General features: G+C 56.9%; 14 protein-coding genes. 7 read left to right on the top strand and 7 right to left on the bottom strand.

The features are described 5' to 3' along the window. Positions 1-29 precede the first annotated feature (29 nt). On the bottom strand, positions 30-1199 hold the full coding sequence (locus JYE50_RS11250; RefSeq protein ID WP_084097275.1) for an NAD(P)-dependent malic enzyme: 1170 nt from the start codon (positions 1197-1199) through the stop codon (positions 30-32). 159 nt (positions 1200-1358) lie between these two features. Here JYE50_RS11250 and JYE50_RS11245 point away from each other — a divergent pair, with 159 nt between their 5' ends. The 3 genes from JYE50_RS11245 to JYE50_RS11235 all read left to right on the top strand — a co-directional run bounded on the left by JYE50_RS11245 (position 1359) and on the right by JYE50_RS11235 (position 4699). Beyond that, complete coding sequence (locus tag JYE50_RS11245) at positions 1359-2306, top strand: AEC family transporter (protein ID WP_084097273.1); 948 nt, start codon at positions 1359-1361, stop codon at positions 2304-2306. A gap of 726 nt (positions 2307-3032) precedes the next feature. Next, complete coding sequence (locus tag JYE50_RS11240; RefSeq protein WP_084097271.1) at positions 3033-3353, top strand: hypothetical protein; 321 nt, start codon at positions 3033-3035, stop codon at positions 3351-3353. A 224-nt stretch (positions 3354-3577) separates the two neighbouring features. Further along, complete coding sequence (locus JYE50_RS11235; protein ID WP_084097269.1) at positions 3578-4699, top strand: GGDEF domain-containing protein; 1122 nt, start codon at positions 3578-3580, stop codon at positions 4697-4699. 22 nt (positions 4700-4721) lie between these two features. On the opposite strand, the gene JYE50_RS11230 is transcribed toward JYE50_RS11235, so the two are convergent. The 3 genes from JYE50_RS11230 to JYE50_RS11220 all read right to left on the bottom strand — a co-directional run bounded on the left by JYE50_RS11230 (position 4722) and on the right by JYE50_RS11220 (position 6848). Next, positions 4722-5165, bottom strand: coding sequence for a hypothetical protein (locus tag JYE50_RS11230; RefSeq protein WP_084097267.1), 444 nt, complete (start codon positions 5163-5165; stop codon positions 4722-4724). Continuing rightward, complete coding sequence (locus JYE50_RS11225; protein WP_084097265.1) at positions 5152-5367, bottom strand: helix-turn-helix transcriptional regulator; 216 nt, start codon at positions 5365-5367, stop codon at positions 5152-5154. The genes JYE50_RS11230 and JYE50_RS11225 overlap by 14 nt, the downstream gene beginning before the upstream one ends. 95 nt (positions 5368-5462) lie before the next feature. Beyond that, positions 5463-6848: an MATE family efflux transporter gene (locus JYE50_RS11220; protein ID WP_084097263.1), complete on the bottom strand. Its 1386-nt coding sequence runs from the start codon at positions 6846-6848 to the stop codon at positions 5463-5465. A 401-nt stretch (positions 6849-7249) separates the two neighbouring features. Here JYE50_RS11220 and smc point away from each other — a divergent pair, with 401 nt between their 5' ends. The 3 genes from smc to JYE50_RS11205 are packed head-to-tail and all read left to right on the top strand — an operon-like array spanning position 7250 to position 13429. Beyond that, positions 7250-10816: a chromosome segregation protein SMC gene (gene smc, locus JYE50_RS11215; RefSeq protein ID WP_084097261.1), complete on the top strand. Its 3567-nt coding sequence runs from the start codon at positions 7250-7252 to the stop codon at positions 10814-10816. A gap of 16 nt (positions 10817-10832) precedes the next feature. Further along, complete coding sequence (locus JYE50_RS11210) at positions 10833-12152, top strand: hypothetical protein (RefSeq protein ID WP_084097260.1); 1320 nt, start codon at positions 10833-10835, stop codon at positions 12150-12152. Positions 12153-12166: 14 nt separating this feature from the next. Continuing rightward, a complete protein-coding gene (locus JYE50_RS11205) occupies positions 12167-13429 on the top strand; it encodes a diaminopimelate decarboxylase (RefSeq protein ID WP_084097258.1) in 1263 nt (420 codons plus the stop codon). On the opposite strand, the gene JYE50_RS11200 is transcribed toward JYE50_RS11205, so the two are convergent. Further along, a complete protein-coding gene (locus JYE50_RS11200; RefSeq protein WP_084097256.1) occupies positions 13402-14568 on the bottom strand; it encodes a radical SAM protein in 1167 nt (388 codons plus the stop codon). The two genes, JYE50_RS11205 and JYE50_RS11200, sit on opposite strands and share 28 nt — an antisense overlap. A 138-nt stretch (positions 14569-14706) precedes the next feature. Between JYE50_RS11200 and JYE50_RS11195 the strand changes: the two genes are divergently transcribed. Further along, positions 14707-15726 carry an SH3 domain-containing protein gene (locus tag JYE50_RS11195; protein ID WP_084097254.1) on the top strand — a complete coding sequence of 340 codons (1020 nt, stop codon included), beginning with the start codon at positions 14707-14709 and terminating at the stop codon, positions 15724-15726. 81 nt (positions 15727-15807) lie between these two features. Here JYE50_RS11195 and JYE50_RS11190 read toward each other — a convergent pair whose 3' ends face one another. Together JYE50_RS11190 and JYE50_RS11185 are read right to left on the bottom strand one after the other, a co-directional pair. Beyond that, on the bottom strand, positions 15808-17010 hold the full coding sequence (locus JYE50_RS11190; RefSeq protein WP_143763692.1) for a PIG-L deacetylase family protein: 1203 nt from the start codon (positions 17008-17010) through the stop codon (positions 15808-15810). A gap of 26 nt (positions 17011-17036) precedes the next feature. Further along, the gene (locus tag JYE50_RS11185; RefSeq protein ID WP_084097250.1) at positions 17037-17561 is read right to left on the bottom strand and encodes a J domain-containing protein; all 525 of its coding nucleotides are present in this window, start codon (positions 17559-17561) and stop codon (positions 17037-17039) included. Positions 17562-17566: the final 5 nt, after the last annotated feature.

The raw sequence follows: 17566 nt of genomic DNA, 5'->3' as shown, positions 1-17566 counted from the left end.
TTAAATCGTATTGGGAAACCGAAACAGGGTCAGATCCTGGCAACTCCGCTCTCGCGGGCTGCCTTCGCAACCGCCGCTGCCACGGCGGGTCCGATACGTTTGTCAAAGGCCAGGGGGAGAATATAGTCGGATTTCAGTTCTTCATCGGAGACCAGACCGGCCAGGGCCAGGGAGGCCGCCATCTTCATTTCCTCGTTGATGTCTGTGGCACGGACGTCCAGCGCGCCGCGGAACAGGCCGGGGAAGCACATTACGTTGTTGATCTGGTTGGGATGATCGCTCCGTCCGGTACCGACCACAGCGGCTCCGGCAGCCAGCGCTTCATCGGGCTCAATTTCCGGGGTGGGGTTGGCCATCGGGAAGATGATCGGGCCTTCCGCCATGGAGCGAACCATATCCTGGCTGACAATGTGCGGCGCGCTGACGCCGATGAATACATCCGCGCCCTTCATCGCGTCCGCCAGTTTTCCGGAGAATTTTTCCGGGTTGGTGATCTTCGCCATGGCTTCCTGGGCGGGGTTCATCTGTTCGCCTTCGCACAGGATGCCGAAACGGTCCACCATCTTCATATGCTTCACGCCCAGGTTCAGCAGGTGTTTGCCGATGGCAATGCCCGCGCTGCCGGCGCCGTTGATGACCACTTTCGCTTCGCCGATGTCTTTTTTGACTACTTTCAGAGCGTTGATCAGCGCGGCGCCCACAACCACGGCGGTACCGTGCTGGTCATCGTGGAATACGGGGATGTCGCAGAGCTCCTTCAGCCGGCGTTCGATCTCGAAGCAGCGGGGAGCGGCGATGTCTTCCAGGTTGATACCGCCGAAGCTTCCGGAGATCAGGTAGATGGTGCGTACGATCTCATCCACATCCTTGCTGCGGATACAGATCGGGAAGGCGTCCACATCGCCGAAGGCCTTGAACAGGGCGCATTTGCCTTCCATAACGGGCATACCGGCTTCCGGACCGATGTCACCCAGGCCGAGGACCGCGGTACCGTCCGTAACGACGGCAACCAGGTTATGCCTGCGGGTCAGCGTGAAGGATTTGTTGTAATCCTTCTGGATCTCCAGGCAGGGCTGGGCAACGCCGGGGGTGTAGGCAAGGGAAAGGTCGTCTTTTGTTTTAACGGGAACACGGGAAACCACTTCAATTTTACCCTGCCATTCGCCATGCAGGCGCAGGGACTCCTCAGCGTAATTCAAAGGGATGCCCTCCTTATAGAAAATGTTTTTTGGATGTATTCATTATAATGGAGGAATCGGAAAATAACAAGACCAAATATGGCAAACTTTGGTTGTTCTTGAACGAAAAAAAGGCCTGGAGTATAATGAAAACAGCAAAAGGAGAAAGGATGGGAGCGGATGCTGGAAAGCTTTATGGTCGCTTTCAACGCGGTGGCGCCGTTTCTGATCCTGCTGGGGATCGGGTTCGGTGCGGTCCGGCTGAAACTGGCGGACCGGGCGTTCATGGACCGGCTGAACGCGCTGAATTACCGGCTCTTTTTTCCTTTCCTGATGTTCAATAACGTCTACAGCGCGAAACCGGAGAATATGCCTTCTGTAAAGCTCATGCTTACAGGCGCGCTGTCGGTGATCCTCCTGGTGATCCTGCTGGTCATCATCGTTCCGAAGTTTGTGAAGGAGAATCCCCGCCGGGGCGTGGTGATCCAGGGGATCTTCCGCAGCAATTTCATTATCTACGGTATTCCGCTGACAACCTATGTCTTCGGAACGGAAAAATCTTCTGTCTGCGGCATGATGATCATGATCATGGTTTCCATCTTCAACATTGCCGCGGTGATCGTGCTGGAACTGTTCCGGGAAGGCGGGAAGATCCGTCCCGGCATGCTCCTGCTCGGCATCGTAAAGAACCCGCTGCTGCAGGGCTGCGTTGTCGGTCTTCTTTTCTACCTGCTGCAGATCAGGCTTCCCTCTTTCATTGCTGCACCGGTATCCTCGCTGGCGGGGGCGGCTACTACTGTGGCCCTGGTGGTGCTTGGAGCAAACCTGAAGTTTGATGAACTGAAAAAGAACCGCCGGACGATCAGCGCTGTCCTGGTGATCCGCCTCATTCTCCTGCCGGTGGTCATGGTCACCTTCGCGTACCTGATCGGCCTGCGGGGTGTGGAATTGTTCCTGATGCTGATGATCTTCGGAACTCCTGTTGCCACTTCCTCCTATCCCATGGCCCAGAATATGGGAGGGGACGGACAGCTTGCCGGCCAGCTGGTCTTCGTCAGTACGGTGGCTTCCCTTGCGACCATCTTTGTGTTTATCTTTACACTGTCCCGGCTGGGTCTCCTGGCCTGAAACTGAGCAGACTGAGAAGGGATACGATCTCCCGATACTGACGGTATGAACTGCCGTCAGTTTTTTCATACACACAGAAGAAAAAATGAAATTTTAAGGATTTGTACGGTCAAAATCTGTAAAAACCTCTGAAAAACCCTTGACACTCCTTTGTATACATTGTATAGTCTTCCCAATCTTTCAGAAAGGAGCCCTTTGTATGAAGACTGCATGGATTATGAACCAGAAGCTGATTACCGCAGAGAAGACTGCTGTTAAGGATATCCGTGTCGGGTGTGCGTCCGTCAGGCTGAAGGGCTCCGGTGTATAATTTCCGGAATTCTTTCAGTGATCACGGCCGCTTATCCGAATCGGACAAGCGGCCTTTTTCTATCCTTTTCTCCAGGGGTGGGGAGAAAGTGAAAGTATAACGGGAAAAACAAGAGGAAGAAATCCGGCGCGCGGCGCCAAAGGAAAGGAAATGATGAATTGAGAAAGATCAGGGCAGGACAGTTTCAGCGGATACCGGACAATGGTCCGGCAGGAAACTCCCTGGCAGCAGCATAAAGCGGAGAATTTTGATCCGGTCTGAAACAACATAATCCGCTGCAGCGGCAGCGGGAACACAGGCTGAAACCGTACCGGACGAAACCGGCAGGATCAGGCGGTGTGTTAAGGTTACCCAAAAAGCAACAGAAAAAAGCCCGGAAAGACGGGCAATAAGCAAAGAGAAAAGAGGAAACAGACATGAATCGCTGGGAATATATAGGACCTGTATGGAATACGGAAACGGTCTACCGCATCATTGAGATCTTCAGGGTTGAAAAAATCCCTTACAAAATGCCCTTCTCAGACGTATTTTTCACAAGCTATTTTCACCCGGTTTCCAAAGAAAGGCGCTGGGGGATCATGGTCAGGCGGAAAGACTGGGGAAAGGCGGTGGATGTGCTTGCGCGGGAAGGTCTGGTTCGCAGGGAAATGCTTCCGGCCGTGGAGCCGGAAACACCCGCGGCCGGCCGCGGACAGGAAAGCATGTCTTTCGCGGCGGCGCCGTCCGGGTGCAGATAAAACAGGGAGTATCGGCCTTTTGTACACACAGCCTGTTCATCAGGGCTGTGTTTTTTGCCGTTGCCGGAAGAGGTTTTTTCAAAAATGAAAACGTTTTAAAAACAGTATGCTCTTATTTGTCCCTTTTGCTTCCTGCAAACGCATGCTATAATATATAAATCGGAAAACTGTATCCGCTGCAGGCAACTGTATATCCGGATGACGGGGAAAGGAAGGGCCGGACAGTGACATATTTGCTTGATAAGCATTTTATCACGATCTTCCTGATCATCGGCTTTTCCATGAACATCTGGCGTCAAAGGCATGCGGGGGAAGAATACCGGATCTACTGGATGACGATCGTCAGCACGATCATCCTGATCGTGGCGGACTGCTTTGTGGTCTGGGCGGAGGGAGACCGCGCACGCTGGCTGTGCAGGATGATCTTCACGATTGTCGGCTATGTAATGCGGCCGGTGGCGGCGCTGAGCGTTACCCTGATCGTTTATCCCAAAGAGCGGAAACCCGTTTATCTCCAGATTCCGATTTATTTTAACCTGCTGGTTTACTGCACGGCGTTCTTTTCTCCGATCGCGTTCAGCTATCGGGATACAATTGATGGTGGCTATGAGATGGTCATGGGCCCCATGGGGTATACCGTGTTTTCCGTTTCCTTCTTCTATATCCTGTTCTCTGTCCTGACGGCCTGGGACCGGTTCAAGCATGAGGACCACGGCCGGGAACGGTATATCCTGTATATCTGCGCAGTGGCTTGTGTGATCGCGGCCATGATCGACGGCGTGGAGGACGGGGATCATGTCAACGCGGCCATCATGGTCAGCAGTATCTTCCTGTATATGTTCCTGCGGTTCTTTGACGCGAACCGGGATCCGCTGACCAACCTGCTGAACCGTATGGCGTTCTATGATGACTGCGACCGCTACAATTCGATCATCAGCGCGGTGGCTTCGGTGGATATGAACGGGCTGAAGAAACTGAATGACGCCAAAGGACACGAAGCCGGGGATGAGGCCCTGATCTCTATTGGAAAGAGCCTGAAGGCCGTCGCCGGAAGGAGTATCCTTCCTTACCGGATCGGCGGGGACGAATTCACGATGATTTTTATGCGCCAGGAGGAAACAGCCGTGCGTGATATCCTGGACAGGCTGAAAACACTGATCCAGGAGGCCGGCTATTCTGTTTCCATTGGCTATGCCATGCGGAGCGGCCGGGAGGAAACCGTTACGGAAATGCTCCGGAGATCGGATGAATGGATGTACACGGACAAGGCGGAATACTACCGGCAAAACGGCCGGGACCGGAGGATCAGGGAGCAGGATGATACAGAAAAAGGAGCGGATCAGTGATCCGCTCCTTTTTCTGTCAGCGTCAGTATTTTTTCCGGATATGTGCGACGGCAGCAATGCCGGCAACGACCTGGAGAATCAGCAGTCCGCCCAGAATGAGGATGGTAAAGGAATGCTTTTCGGCGATCCCGGCGGCATACAGCACCGTAAGGATGAGCATGGTGCAGACGATGAGCAACAGGCTGAAGTTATAGGCAATACGGCCGGCACGATCCATTATTATCCGGTTCAGTTCGTCGTGCTGCGCGATCTCCTTGTTCTCCTGCAGTTCTTTCAGCCTGTCTGCCTGCGCCGGGGAAGACCAGTGGAACCAGCTGATTACCCTGCCGACGCCAAGACACAGTCCGGCCCCGGCAATGCCCCAGAAGATGCCGTCAAAAGAGGTTTCAGTCAGGAGGGCGGCTATGAGGGCGGCGACTCCTGCCAGCGTCAGGATAATGCCAGATATCAGTTCACTTTTTTTCATGATTGTTTCCTCCGTCCCGTATAAAGATTTCCTCAATGGTCTTTCCGAAGAAGTCGGCTATGTCAAAGGCCAGATCCAGGGAGGGGTTGTACCGTCCTGTCTCAATGGAACTGACGGTCTGCCGGGATACGCGGATCGCACGGGCAAAATCCTCCTGGCTCAGTCCCTGTTCCTTGCGGAACTGTTCAACCCGGTTTTCCAACAGCTTTCACTCCTTTCACAAGATGTAAAGGTTCCTTTACATAAAGAAGCATAACATACCGACTTGAACATGTCAAGGTTCCTTTACATTTTTTTTTATTCCTCGTTGACCACGTTTTGGGCCCAGAAGTCGGATTTCAGCATCAGCAGGCCGATGAGGACCTTTACGATGTCAATGAACTGCACGCAGAAATAGATCTGTGTGATGGAAAGGTCTGTATACCGGGTGAGGATATAGGCCAGCGGTACGGCAATAACCCAGGTATAGACCGCGTCGAACAGGAAGGTGATCACTGTCCGGCCGCCGGAGCGGATGGTGAAATAGGTCACATGCGCGAAGGAATGGATCGGGATGGCAAGTCCGGCGATCATCAGCAGCTGCCGGGTCAGATCCCGGACTTCCCCGCTTACGTTATACAGCTGCGGGACCAGCGGGGAGCAAAGGATCATGGCCAGGCCGATGACAACATGGATCACTTCGGTCAGGAAGATCAGCTTGCGGTCCACGTCTCGGGCCTCATCGATCTTGCCGGCGCCGAGGCGCTGCCCCACCATGATGGATACGGCGGTGCCCATGGCGAACATGATCACGCAGAACAGGTTCCATACGGTGCCGTTGATGTTCAGCGCCGCCACGGCGTTCAGTCCGCGGGAGGAATAGAACTGGGTGATAAAGGTCATGCCCAGGGACCAGAGAATCTCGTTGAGCAGCAGCGGGGTTGCCGTGCGGAAGATCTTCGCTGCCAGTTTTCCGGGAACATACAGGCTTTTATAGGCGCCGGACAGGAACCGGTATTTGCCGGTGTGCAGGTGGGCATAAACCGCCGCGATCAGCAGCTCCACATACCGGGAGATCACTGTCGCGATGGCGGCGCCTTCCACGCCCATGGCCGGGGCGCCGAGGTGGCCGAAGATCAGTACCCAGTTGCCGAACAGGTTGGTCAGGATCGCGCAGATACCGGCGAACATCGGAACCCGGGTTTCCCCGGCCTCCCGCAGCGTGCCGGCATAGACCTGCACCAGCGCGAAGGGCGGAAGCCCCCACAGCATGATATACAGGTAGTTGCAGCCGCTGCGCAAGGTCAGGTCCAGGTCGCCGCCGTTGCTTTCCCCTTTCAGGAAGGAAGCAATGAAGTTTTCGCCGAAGATCAGGTAGATCAGAACGGCCGCGGCGCTGATGAGTACGCCGAAGTACATCTTGAACCGGAAGGTGTGGCGCATGCCGTCCATGTCGCCCTTGCCGAAGAACTGAGCGCCGTAGATGCCTGCGCCGCTCATGCCGCCGAACACGGCCAGGCAGAACACCATCATCACCTGGTTGGCGATGGAGGCAGCGGAGATAGCCTCTGTGCCGAGACTGCCCACCATCACGTTGTCCAGCAGGGAAACGAAGGAAGTGATGAACTGCTGGATGATGATGGGGATCAGCAGGGTCAGGACGCTTTTATAGAAGGCCTTGTTGCCGATATAGCGTGAAAACATAACAACCTCAGGATTAATTCAGAATTCAGGATTCATAATTCATAATTATGAATGGTTTGACGGGAATACGGCATATTGTACATGAACGGACATCACAGGTCAATCATATCTTTGGTATGGGTGGGCGGATTGAATTTTGCTACAGTAGATATAATTATGAATTGTTGAGGAGTCATCCGCACTTCAGTGTGGTTCATGACTCCCATGCTACAGCTGTCAAAATGCTGAAAGCATTTTGGTAACAGCGATCGCAGAATTATGAATTGACATTTGACACGGAAAAAACAGCAGTTTTTACGATTGTTTTTTCCGTGTCAAACGTTTGTCCCTGTGTTCCGTTCATGGTATAATAAACCGTTATTGCAAAAGGCAGGAGAGAGCCTGCCTGACCGGAGGAAATCATGCGCTTAAAGAAGCTGGAGCTTTACGGGTTCAAGTCCTTCGCAGAGCGGACTGAGATTGTCTTCAAGGAAGGCATCACCGCGATCGTGGGACCTAACGGATCCGGAAAAAGCAATATTGCCGACGCGGTACGCTGGGTGCTCGGGGAACAGAGCGCCAAAATTCTGCGCGGCGCCAGCATGCAGGACGTTATTTTCGGCGGTACCCAGCGCCGGAAGCCCCTGAGCTACTGTGAAGTTTCCCTGGTCTTTGACAATGAAGATAAAAGCCTTCCCCTGGATTACGCGGAGATCCTGGTGACCCGCCGGGTCTACCGCAGCGGGGAAAGTGAATATTTCCTGAACCGTGCCTCCTGCCGCCTGAAAGACGTTGTGGACCTGTTCCGCGATACCGGTATCGGCAAGGAGGGTTATTCCATTATCGGCCAGGGCCGTATTGACGAGATCCTGTCCCGCAAGGGAGAGGACCGCCGCCAGGTCTTTGAGGAAGCGGCAGGTATCGTTAAGTTCCGGGCCCGCAAGGAGGAAGCGGACAAGAAGCTTGCCCGCACCCAGGAGAATATCTCCCGGGTGGACGACCTGCTGGAGGAACTGAAAAACCGCCTCGGCCCGCTGGAAGAGGACGCGAAAAACGCCCGGGTCTACCTGGACCTGTCCGCCCGGCTGAAGGTGCTGGACCTGAACCTCTTCCTGGTTCGTTCTGAAAAGATGGAAACGAAACTGCGCGAAGCGGATCACGAACTGCAGAACATGCAGGCGGTCCTGGCGCAGAATGAGCAGACCATAGAAGAAAAGACCGGGGAACGGGATGCCCGCCAGGCGGAGATCCAGGACCTGGATGAAAAGATCACTTCTGCCCATACCGCCCTCATGGAGGGAATGGAAACAGTCCATAAGGCGGAGAATGCCGCCCGGGAGCTGGAGGACCGCCGGCAGCGCCGGCAGGAAGACCGCCAGCGGATCACGGAGGAACTGCGGGACGCGGAGGAACGGATCACCGAACTGGACGCCCTGGCTTCCGAATCCTCCGGAGGCAGCGAAAGCCGCAGCGCGTCCCTGGAGAAACTGACTGCCCGGCTGGAAGCCGCGAAGGCCGCGGAAGAGCAGGCCCGGACAGAGGAAGCTGCCAAAGAGGAAACGCTGGAATCCCACAAGAGCGCGATGCTGGACGAAATGAACCGCCGCGCCTCAGCCCTGAGCAACCAGACGCGCCTGACCACCATGCTTAATGCCATGGAGAGCCGCCTGGAGGAGGTGACCGCCTCCTGCGAGGTTATGCGTACTGAAGGGGAATCCCTGACCGCCGCCGTGACCGAAGCCCGCGAACGCCTGGAGAAGGAAACCGCTGAGCAGGACCGCCTGGCTGCTTCCCTTCAGGAAGCCCGCGCCGGGCTGGAAACCGCGGACGCGGAAGTGATCGGCGCCCGGGCTGCCTATGACAAAAAACTTGCCGAAATGCGGGAAATGGATGCCCGCCGGAAAATCCTGGAGGACCTGTCCCGTGAAATGGATGGCTATTCCCATGCCGTGCGGCGGGTTATGCGCCGCGCGGAGGAAAGAGGCGACAGCCGCATCCGCGGACCGGTCAGCCGGCTGATCTCCGTTCCGGAAAAATATGAAACCGCACTGGACATGGTGCTGGGCAATACCCAGCAGCATATTGTGACCGAAGACGAAGAAACCGCCAAGGAACTTATTGAGTACCTGCGGGAAAGGAACATGGGCCGGGCCACCTTCCTGCCCATGACCACCGTCAAACCCCGCCTGCTGACACCGCAGGAAAAGGAAGTCCTGTCCATGCCCGGCTGCCTGGGGGTGGCCTCGGATCTGGTTTCCTGCGATGAGGACTACCGGGGGATCGTGGAGAACCTGCTTGGACGCACGGTGGTGGCGGAGGACCTGTCCTCCGGTATCCCGATCATGCGCCGGGGCGATCATGCTTTCCGCCTGGTCACCCTCAAGGGCGACGTGATGCACTCCGGCGGTTCCATGACCGGCGGTTCCGTTGCCTCCGGAAACGTGAACCTTTTCACCCGGGAACGGGAACTGAAGGAACTGACGGAAAAACAGACTGCCGGCCAGGATGAACTGGAGAAGCTGCTGCGGCAGATGCAGGACGGCCAGAAGCGCAAGGACGAACTCAAGGCCCGTTCCGCTGACGCACTGGAACAGCTGCATCAGCAGGAGATCGCGGTGGCCCGTGAAACGGAGCGGCTGCAGAACGCGGAAGCGGACGCGGCGACCCACGACCTGCGCCTGCATGAATCTGAAGCGGCCCGGGAACAGCTCATGGAATCCATGATGCAGATCCGGGAGCAGCTGTCCATGGCTGCGGACAGTACAGAAAAGACAGACAAGACCCGGGAGGAGATGGAGGCGCAGGCCGCGGAACTGCAGCAGGCGCTGACCGAAGCCCGGAAACTGACCGCTGAAAAAGCGGATGAAACCCTGCGCCTGACGCTGGAAGTCAACGACCTGAAGCACGAGCTGGAAACCCTGCAGCGGGACCGCGCGCGCTATGAGCAGGACCGGAAACGGATGACCGCGGAGCAGGAACGCCGCCGCACACAGCTGGCGGATATGGAGAAAGCGGAAGAGGGCGACCTGGAAGCTTCCGCGGCTGCCATGAAGGACCTGGAACAGGGAAGGCTTGAACAGGCCCGCCGGGAGCAGATCTGCAAAGCCCTGGAAGAGGACCGCTCCGGAAAACAGGAGCGGCTGAAGGAGATCCTGGCGGAGATCGAGGGCCTGCATGAATCCCGGCAGCGGGATACAGACCGTGCCCACCGGCTGGAACTCAGCCGTGCCCGGACAGAGGGAGACCTCAAGGCCCTGCGGGACCGGATCTGGAATACTTACGAGATTACCGACGCCGGCGCGGAAGAATTCCGCATGACCGAAGGCTTCAGCCTGACCGAGGCGGACCGCGAGGCGGCACAGCTTTCCGCGGAGATCCGTGCCCTGGGTCCGGTGAACGTTCGGGCGGTGGAAGAATACGCGGATACGAAAGCGCGGACGGATGAGATTATCGCCCAGCGGGAGGACCTGGAAAAGGCGGAGAAGGACCTGAAGGACCTGATCACCCGCCTGCTGGCCAGCATGAAGGAAACCTTTGTGGAGCAATTCTCGCTCCTGCAGGGATATTTCTCTGAAACCTTTGAACGTCTCTTCGGCGGCGGCCATGCCGAGCTGATCCTGATGGATCCGGAGGATCCGCTGAACTGCGGGATCGAGATCAATGCCCAGCCCCCTGGAAAGAAGCTGCAGCTGCTTTCACTGCTTTCCGGCGGCGAGCGGACACTGACCGCCATTGCTATCCTCTTTGCCACCCTGAAGCTGAAGCCGACGCCCTTCTGTATCCTGGATGAGATTGAGGCGGCGCTGGATGACGCCAATATCGGATATTTTGCTGATTACCTGGCGGAGTATTCCGCGTCCACCCAGTTTGTGGTCATTACCCACCGCAAGGGAACCATGGAACGGGCGAACGGCCTCTACGGCGTAGCCATGGAGGAACAGGGCGTCAGCCGGATGGTATCTGTTTCCCTGCAGGATTACAGGGAGTAGCGGAAAGGAGAAACACATGAAGAAATGGACGCTTCTGCTGCTGGCGGCGCTGCTGCTGGTTTTCTCCTGCTCCTGCGCGGAGGAAACAAGGCCGTCGGAGCTTCTTGACCTTTGGGATTACGGGGCGGAGAGTCCGGTATGGGTTTCTTCCGCTGTACCGGTTACCGAAGGAATCGCCGTGATCTCAACGGTTTCCCTGCCGGATAATACGGATCAGCTGGTTGTTTCGGACGGGGTGAATTTCTGGGAAGTGCTTGCGGTGATCCCGGACCGGGACGGCCGGCTTGCCACCGTCTGCTTTGACGAGGATGAAACCAAGCCCTGCCGGTATACGGCCTGGCCTTTCCTGTTCCCGCGGGACAACCTCCAGGTTTCCGACTGCATCGTCCGGGACGCGGACGAGTGGGGATCCCGGATCAACCGCGGCGTACTTGGCGCGGAGGAAGTGATCCGGAACGGAGAGCCTTGCTGCCTGCTGACCCTGACGGGCCCGGTGTCACCGGGAAGCCCTGTGCTTGGTACGGATGGCCGTCTGCTGGGTATCATCACCGCTGAATGGGCGGAAGGTGTCAACCGGTACCTGGCGGAACTTCCGGAAACCCTGGCGGTCAGCCTGACGGACGCGGCGATGCTCCTGGACGGTATACCCGGATGGGGAGAAGCACCGGAGGGGCTGACGGTGACCCTGCGCAAAAACCGGGTGGTCATCGACTGGAGTGAGATGACCCTGCCGGAGAAAGCGGAAGGCGAATCGCTGTACCTGCTCCTGGTGGACTCAGGCAACGGCTATTTCAACTATGTTCCCGCGGAAACGAACATCCGTACCGTTTCGTACCTGCTGACGCCCGGCCGGCTCTACTTTACCGGCATTGTGGCTTCCGCGGGGATGCCGGACAGCGTGCCGGAAAAATATGTATGCTTCTCTGTTCCCAGGGTGAAGCCTCTTACGGATTACAACTTCCGTCCGTTGGTGACCGCGATCGCGGAAGAACAGGAAGAAGGAAAAGCCCCGGTTCCCGTTACGGAAGTGACGGAGGAACTGCTTCGCAGCGGACGCGCGTTCTTCTATTCCTCCTCCACATACTTTGTAACGGAAGCGATAGAGGGGAAATCCCTGCTGGTTTCGCTGACTGATCCGCAAAACGTCAACTACCGGTATGAGAGCAACTGGTTCTACGGACCGGAGTATATGAAAGATGATACCTGGTATATTTCCCTGAAAGATATGGGGCTGTTTTCCTTCCTGGAAGAAAGCGGTTATCCGAAGGGCATTTACCGTATGGCTTACTATGTGGACGGCGATCTCGCCGATTCCTTTGAATTTGAATTAAAGTAAGGGGGGGCTTTCCCATGCCTAACTTTTCCCTGGACGATGAGGTCTTTGTCCGCGCCGCGGAGCAGTTCCCGACGCCTTTTCATCTCTATGATGAACAGGGGATCCGCGCCCGTGCCCGCCGACTGAAGGCGGCGTTTGCCTGGTGCGGTGATTTCCGGGAATACTTCGCGGTCAAGGCACTGCCGAATCCGTCCATCCTGCGGATCCTGAAGGAGGAGGGCTGCGGCCTGGACTGCTCCTCAGCCACAGAGCTGACCCTGGCGAAAGCCTGCGGTTTCTCCGGGGAGGGGATCATTCTTTCCGCCAACGCCATGCCGCCGGAGGAGTTCACCCAGGCGCGCGAGCTCGGTGCCTTTATCAACCTGGATGACCTGACGGATGTGGACCTGCTGCGGACCCACGGCGGATTCCCGTCCTGTGTCTGCCTGCGGTACAATCCCGGCGGACAGTTCTCTATCGGTAATACCATTATGGGCAATCCAGGCGAAGCAAAATACGGCATGACCCTGCCCCAGCTGCGGGAGGCCCTGACCATCCTGAAGAAGGAAGGCGTGACTTCCTTCGGTCTTCATGCTTTCCTGGCTTCCAACACCATTGACCCGGCCTATTATCCGGGCCTGGCGGAAGTGCTGCTGACCCTTGGCCGTGACCTGGCTGCGGAGCTGGGTATGAAGTTTGCCTTTGTGGACCTGTCCGGCGGCATCAGCATTCCCTACAAGCCGGAAGATAAGGAACCGGATATTGAGCAGGTGGGCGAAGGCGTACGGAAAGTCTATGAAAAGATCTTCCCCGAAGGCGGCGTCGCGATCAAAACGGAGCTGGGCCGCTGGATGACCGGCCCCTGCGGCTGGCTGGTGACCCATGCCGTGCATGAAAAAAAGATCTACCGGGATTACATCGGCGTGGATGCCTGTGCGGTCAACCTGATGCGCCCGGCCATGTACGGGGCTTACCATCATGTGACCGTCTGCGGCAAGCGGGATCTTCCCGCGGACCACGTCTACGATATCACCGGCAGTCTTTGTGAGAACAATGATAAATTTGCCTGGGAACGGAAGCTTCCGGAGATCAGAATCGGGGATCTCCTGCTGATCCATGATACGGGTGCCCACGGCTCCGCCATGGGCTATAACTACAACGGCCGCCTGCGCGGCGCGGAAGTGCTGTATACCGCGGAGGGTAATTACCGGCTGATCCGCCGGGCGGAGACCGCCGCGGACTACTTTGCCACCCTGGATGTGGATCCGGCTTACAGCACGATTTCTCCCGGACGGTAACCCCGGGGGAGTTCTTCCTCTTCCGTAAACACGAGGGTTTCATCCTCCAGGGACGGCAGGAATGCCGCGTAGGGGATGGCACCGATCTCACGTCCGTAAACGCTCCGGCCGAACCAGCCGCCCTCCCGGGCAGCCAGGTTCAGGTCGCGGGCGATTTTTGTTTTATTGCTGCAGTCATGCACCGTGATGGGCCACTGCTCTTCCGCCGCGGTTTTCATCACCTGCAGGGTCAGGTCCCGGCTGATGATCGGGCTCAGGTAGCCCATGCGGCAGAAGTACATGGGTTCACCGGCGTAGTTGGCGATGTTGTTGTCGTTCAGGTGCAGTTCGGCGCAGTTCATAAAGTCGATCCCCGTTGCGAGGATCTTTTCTTTTTTGGCATTAAGCGCCTTGAAGAACTCCCGGGTCATCGGGGTCTCAATACCCACCTGGGGGATATATTTCTTCGCGGCAGCCATGGCGTCGATGACCCGGTCTGCCGCTCCGCTGGCCCCGAGGTTGAACCGCAGCTCATCAAGTCCGGCTTCTCCCAGGGCCTTCAGGTTTTCCTCGCTGGCATTCACGCCGTTGGTATACATATGCTGGTGCACCCCGGCCTCATGAAAGCGGCGGATGATGCCATAATATTTTTCAATCTCCATAAAGGGCTCCAGGTACACATAGGCAATCCCCGTAGGCTTTCCCTGCAGGGCAAACAGCAGCGGCAGGTCCTCCTCCCGATACCGGCCTCCGCCGATCTCCCACAGGCCTTCCCCGATGGGTTCGATTTCGTCCAGCATACCGTAGTCATAGCAGAAAGGGCAGGCCATGTTGCAGCGGTTGGTTTTCCGGACAGCGGAAAGCCCTGTGCCCAGCAGGCAGCTGCGGCATCCGGCGGGGAACTGTTTCTCCGGGCCGACAAACAGGGTGCACACCGGTATATCCGGTTCCCAGGGCTTTACGCCTTCCGTGCCGGGCACAACGGCCCTGAGCCCGGGAATGGCCGCCAGCATCTTCTTCCGCCGAGCTTCCACGGCAGTTTCGATCTGGCTGAACACCGCCAGGGAGATTTCCTGCTGGCGGCAGCCCAGGGGTTCATCTTCGGGCAGTTCCGCGAAGAACCGGAACCAGGTCAGGGCGTCTTTTTTGGAGATTTTCATGCTTCGGTCATCCTTTCAGAATGTTACAAAACCATTTCACTTTTGTTGACAAAAAAGGGTATATCCGGTATCATAAATCTGTTGTTTATGATTCAGAAACCCCTTCTCCGGAGGGGGACGGAAGGGAGGAGCACACGGATGAAGCTGATGAAAAACGGATGGAAAACACTGCTTCTGCTGATACTGTGCGCCTGCCTTTGCGTGCTGCTGTACACTGCTGCCCTGGCCTCCGGTGTTGAGACGGACGAGGACGGCGGCATCTGGGACTATGGCAAGGGAACCTATACCGACCCGACCGGAAAGGTCCATACGATCACCCCGGGCGGTGTCCAGGATGACAATAATTCTCCCGGCTCTTCCACCGTCAAGAACGATGACGGCAGCATGACCGTTGTGACCAACGACCAGGACCCCGTGAAGAAAAACGAAGACGGGAGCATTACCGTCGATTCCGGCCAGATCCAGATCGATGTGGAGGACGGGCCGACCCGCGCTCCCCTCACCGGCGAGGAATGGGACGCGCTGCTGCAAAGCGTGGCGGCCCGCAACGGATCGGAAACTCCTACCTTCTGGACAGATCCCGCGACCGGCAACACAGTCCAGGTCGAGGTCAAATACATGGGTATCGGCCGCTCCATGGTTGTGGTGGACGGGAAAAACACCCTTGTCAACACAGTGGAACTGACCTGGCAGACCGAAGCGCCGGAGGACAAGGTTCTCGCTGCGGTGGACGCGCCGAAACTTGGGTATGCCTGGCTGCGCAAGGCTCCGGGTAACGATAAGAAAAACGCGAAGATCCGGCAGATCCGTACGGGTACGGTGCTCCGCGTTATCAACACAGGCAAAAACTGGACCCTGGTGGATTGCGAAGGCCTGCGTGGTTATGTTCAGACCTCCTCACTGGAGTTCTTCATGAATGACCATACAGACTTCGATACCGGTTATGTTTCCGTCAAGGGAAGGATCACCGGCAGGGATACCGTCCATGCCCGCTCCAGGGATAAGGGCTGCCGGGACCTGGGAGAATACAAGCTCGGAACGCCGATCACCGTCTTTGATATTATCGACGAATGGGCGGAAGTGGATATCTGCGGCTGGCACTGCCGCATCCTTTCCAAGTATGTTACCCTGGAAAAGGAACTGACCGCCAAAGAATAAGATTAATAGCAGCTGGAATGGAGTGTTTGGGGGACAGGACTTTTACCTCCTACCTTATATAGTGAATTCTGATCTCAGAATTCACTTTATTATGTTCTCGAAAAAGTCATCCTTCGCCTCGTCCGCTCCCACCAGTGACCGGTACAGCCCGAACAGGCTGTTGTCCCAGGGCCCCCAGTCCTCCACGTGGTAATCGGTCTTCTGCTGGGATACATGGCAGCGGAAAGCGGCTTCAGCTACCTCAAAAGAAGTTTTCCCGCCGAAGGAATCCAGCGGCTGGCGCCAGTCCATATCAATCCCGTTTTCCTTCCACAGGTGAATATAACATTTCGGTGTATCCCAGGTTCCGTATTTCTTTGCGGAGGAGGAATACTTTTTTTCGTCCGCCGCGGCCTGGAGGCAGTTCATGACCGCGTCCGCGCATACCCGGTGGGCGCCGTGACCGTATTCTCCCTGCAGGTCATGGGTCAGCAGCACATCCGGCTGGAACTGCCGGATCCAGCCGGCCACGGTTTCATATACCCTGTTCTTATTCCAGTGTTTATACTGCTTCTTCAGCGTGAAGGAGAAGGCATCTTTAAAGTTTCCCCAAACGGGATAGTTCTTCACACCGCAGGTCCACAGGCTGTCCAGGAGCTCCAGCCGCCGGTAGGGCATGGAGGGCACCATCATACAGACCTGGCAGACCTTGCCTTCTTCGCCGGCATACCGGGGCAGGGTGCCGCCGAACCACAGCACCTCATCGTCAGAGTGGGCCACCAGCAGCATCAGGTCCGCTTTTTCAGCGCTTGGCTGCCATTGCTGCGCTTCCGGAGGAATATCTCCCTCTCCGTAGATCCGCAGCTCCGTCATGTTGAAATGGCGCTTCTCCCCGGGAGCGTTCGCCACCCGGAACACGGTGGTTCCTTCCGGCAGGGGAAGGTATTCCGCCAGGTAGCTGCCGTCTGTATGGCCGGCGTCTGTCCAGGTACCGCTTTCGTCCTTTACCTGCACGCCCCAGGCATGGGGATGCTCATACCACTGCACCATCACGCCGGAAGCGCTCTGGCCTGCGGGTACGGTGACCTCAACATAACACTTGTCTCCGTTGTTGGTTCTCCAGTAGGTTTTGTAATCCCTGTCCTTGCATCTGGAAAAGGTTTTGCGTCCGGACCCTGCGTTGAACTTGCAGTTTCTGGTGATGTCCGGTGCCGGTTCCGCTCCCGCGGCGGCACAGCAAAAAAGAGCCGCGATCATCACCATCGCGGCAATCAATGAACGCTTCATCCAACGCCTGTCTTTCAATTTCAGACTCCCTGATACACGATTCGTCAGAATTTCTTCGCTATGTGTTTGAATACTTTCTTTACTTTGCCGGGCAGTTTCTGTTCCTTCTGCTGTGCCACGGCGGCGGCCAGGGCACCGGCCCGGAATACGTTATTGTCCGGATCCAGCCTGACGGCTTCCCGGAAGGACTGATGGGCGCTGTCGTATTCATCCATCGCCATCAGGACTTTTCCCTGCATGTAGTACCATTCACCGTCCCGCTTTTCGCACCGCACCAGGCTGCGCAGCGCGCCTTCCGGGTTGTCCCGTGCCATGGCCCGCTGGGCCATTAAAATGGCTTCGGCGCTGGAAAGCTCCGGGGTCACGGAACCGGTCCGCGGGGAAGCCAGCCGGAGGGCTTCCTCATACGCCAGGTTCAGGGCGACCATCCGCCTCTGGGCGGCTTCTTTTTCAGCGGGATCCTGGATCATGTCGGGATGGCACTGCCGTGCCAGCGTCCGGTAGGCGCTGCGGATCTCATCCGGTCCTGCCCAGCCCTTCAGCCCAAGGACCTCAAATGGATTGTTCATTCAAC

The sequence above is a fragment of the Aristaeella lactis genome (genome assembly GCF_018118585.1).
In the GTDB taxonomy this organism is placed as follows: domain Bacteria; phylum Bacillota; class Clostridia; order Christensenellales; family Aristaeellaceae; genus Aristaeella; species Aristaeella lactis.
The sequence above is the reverse complement of the archived record's forward strand: the minus strand, read 5'-3'. Positions and strand labels throughout refer to the sequence as shown.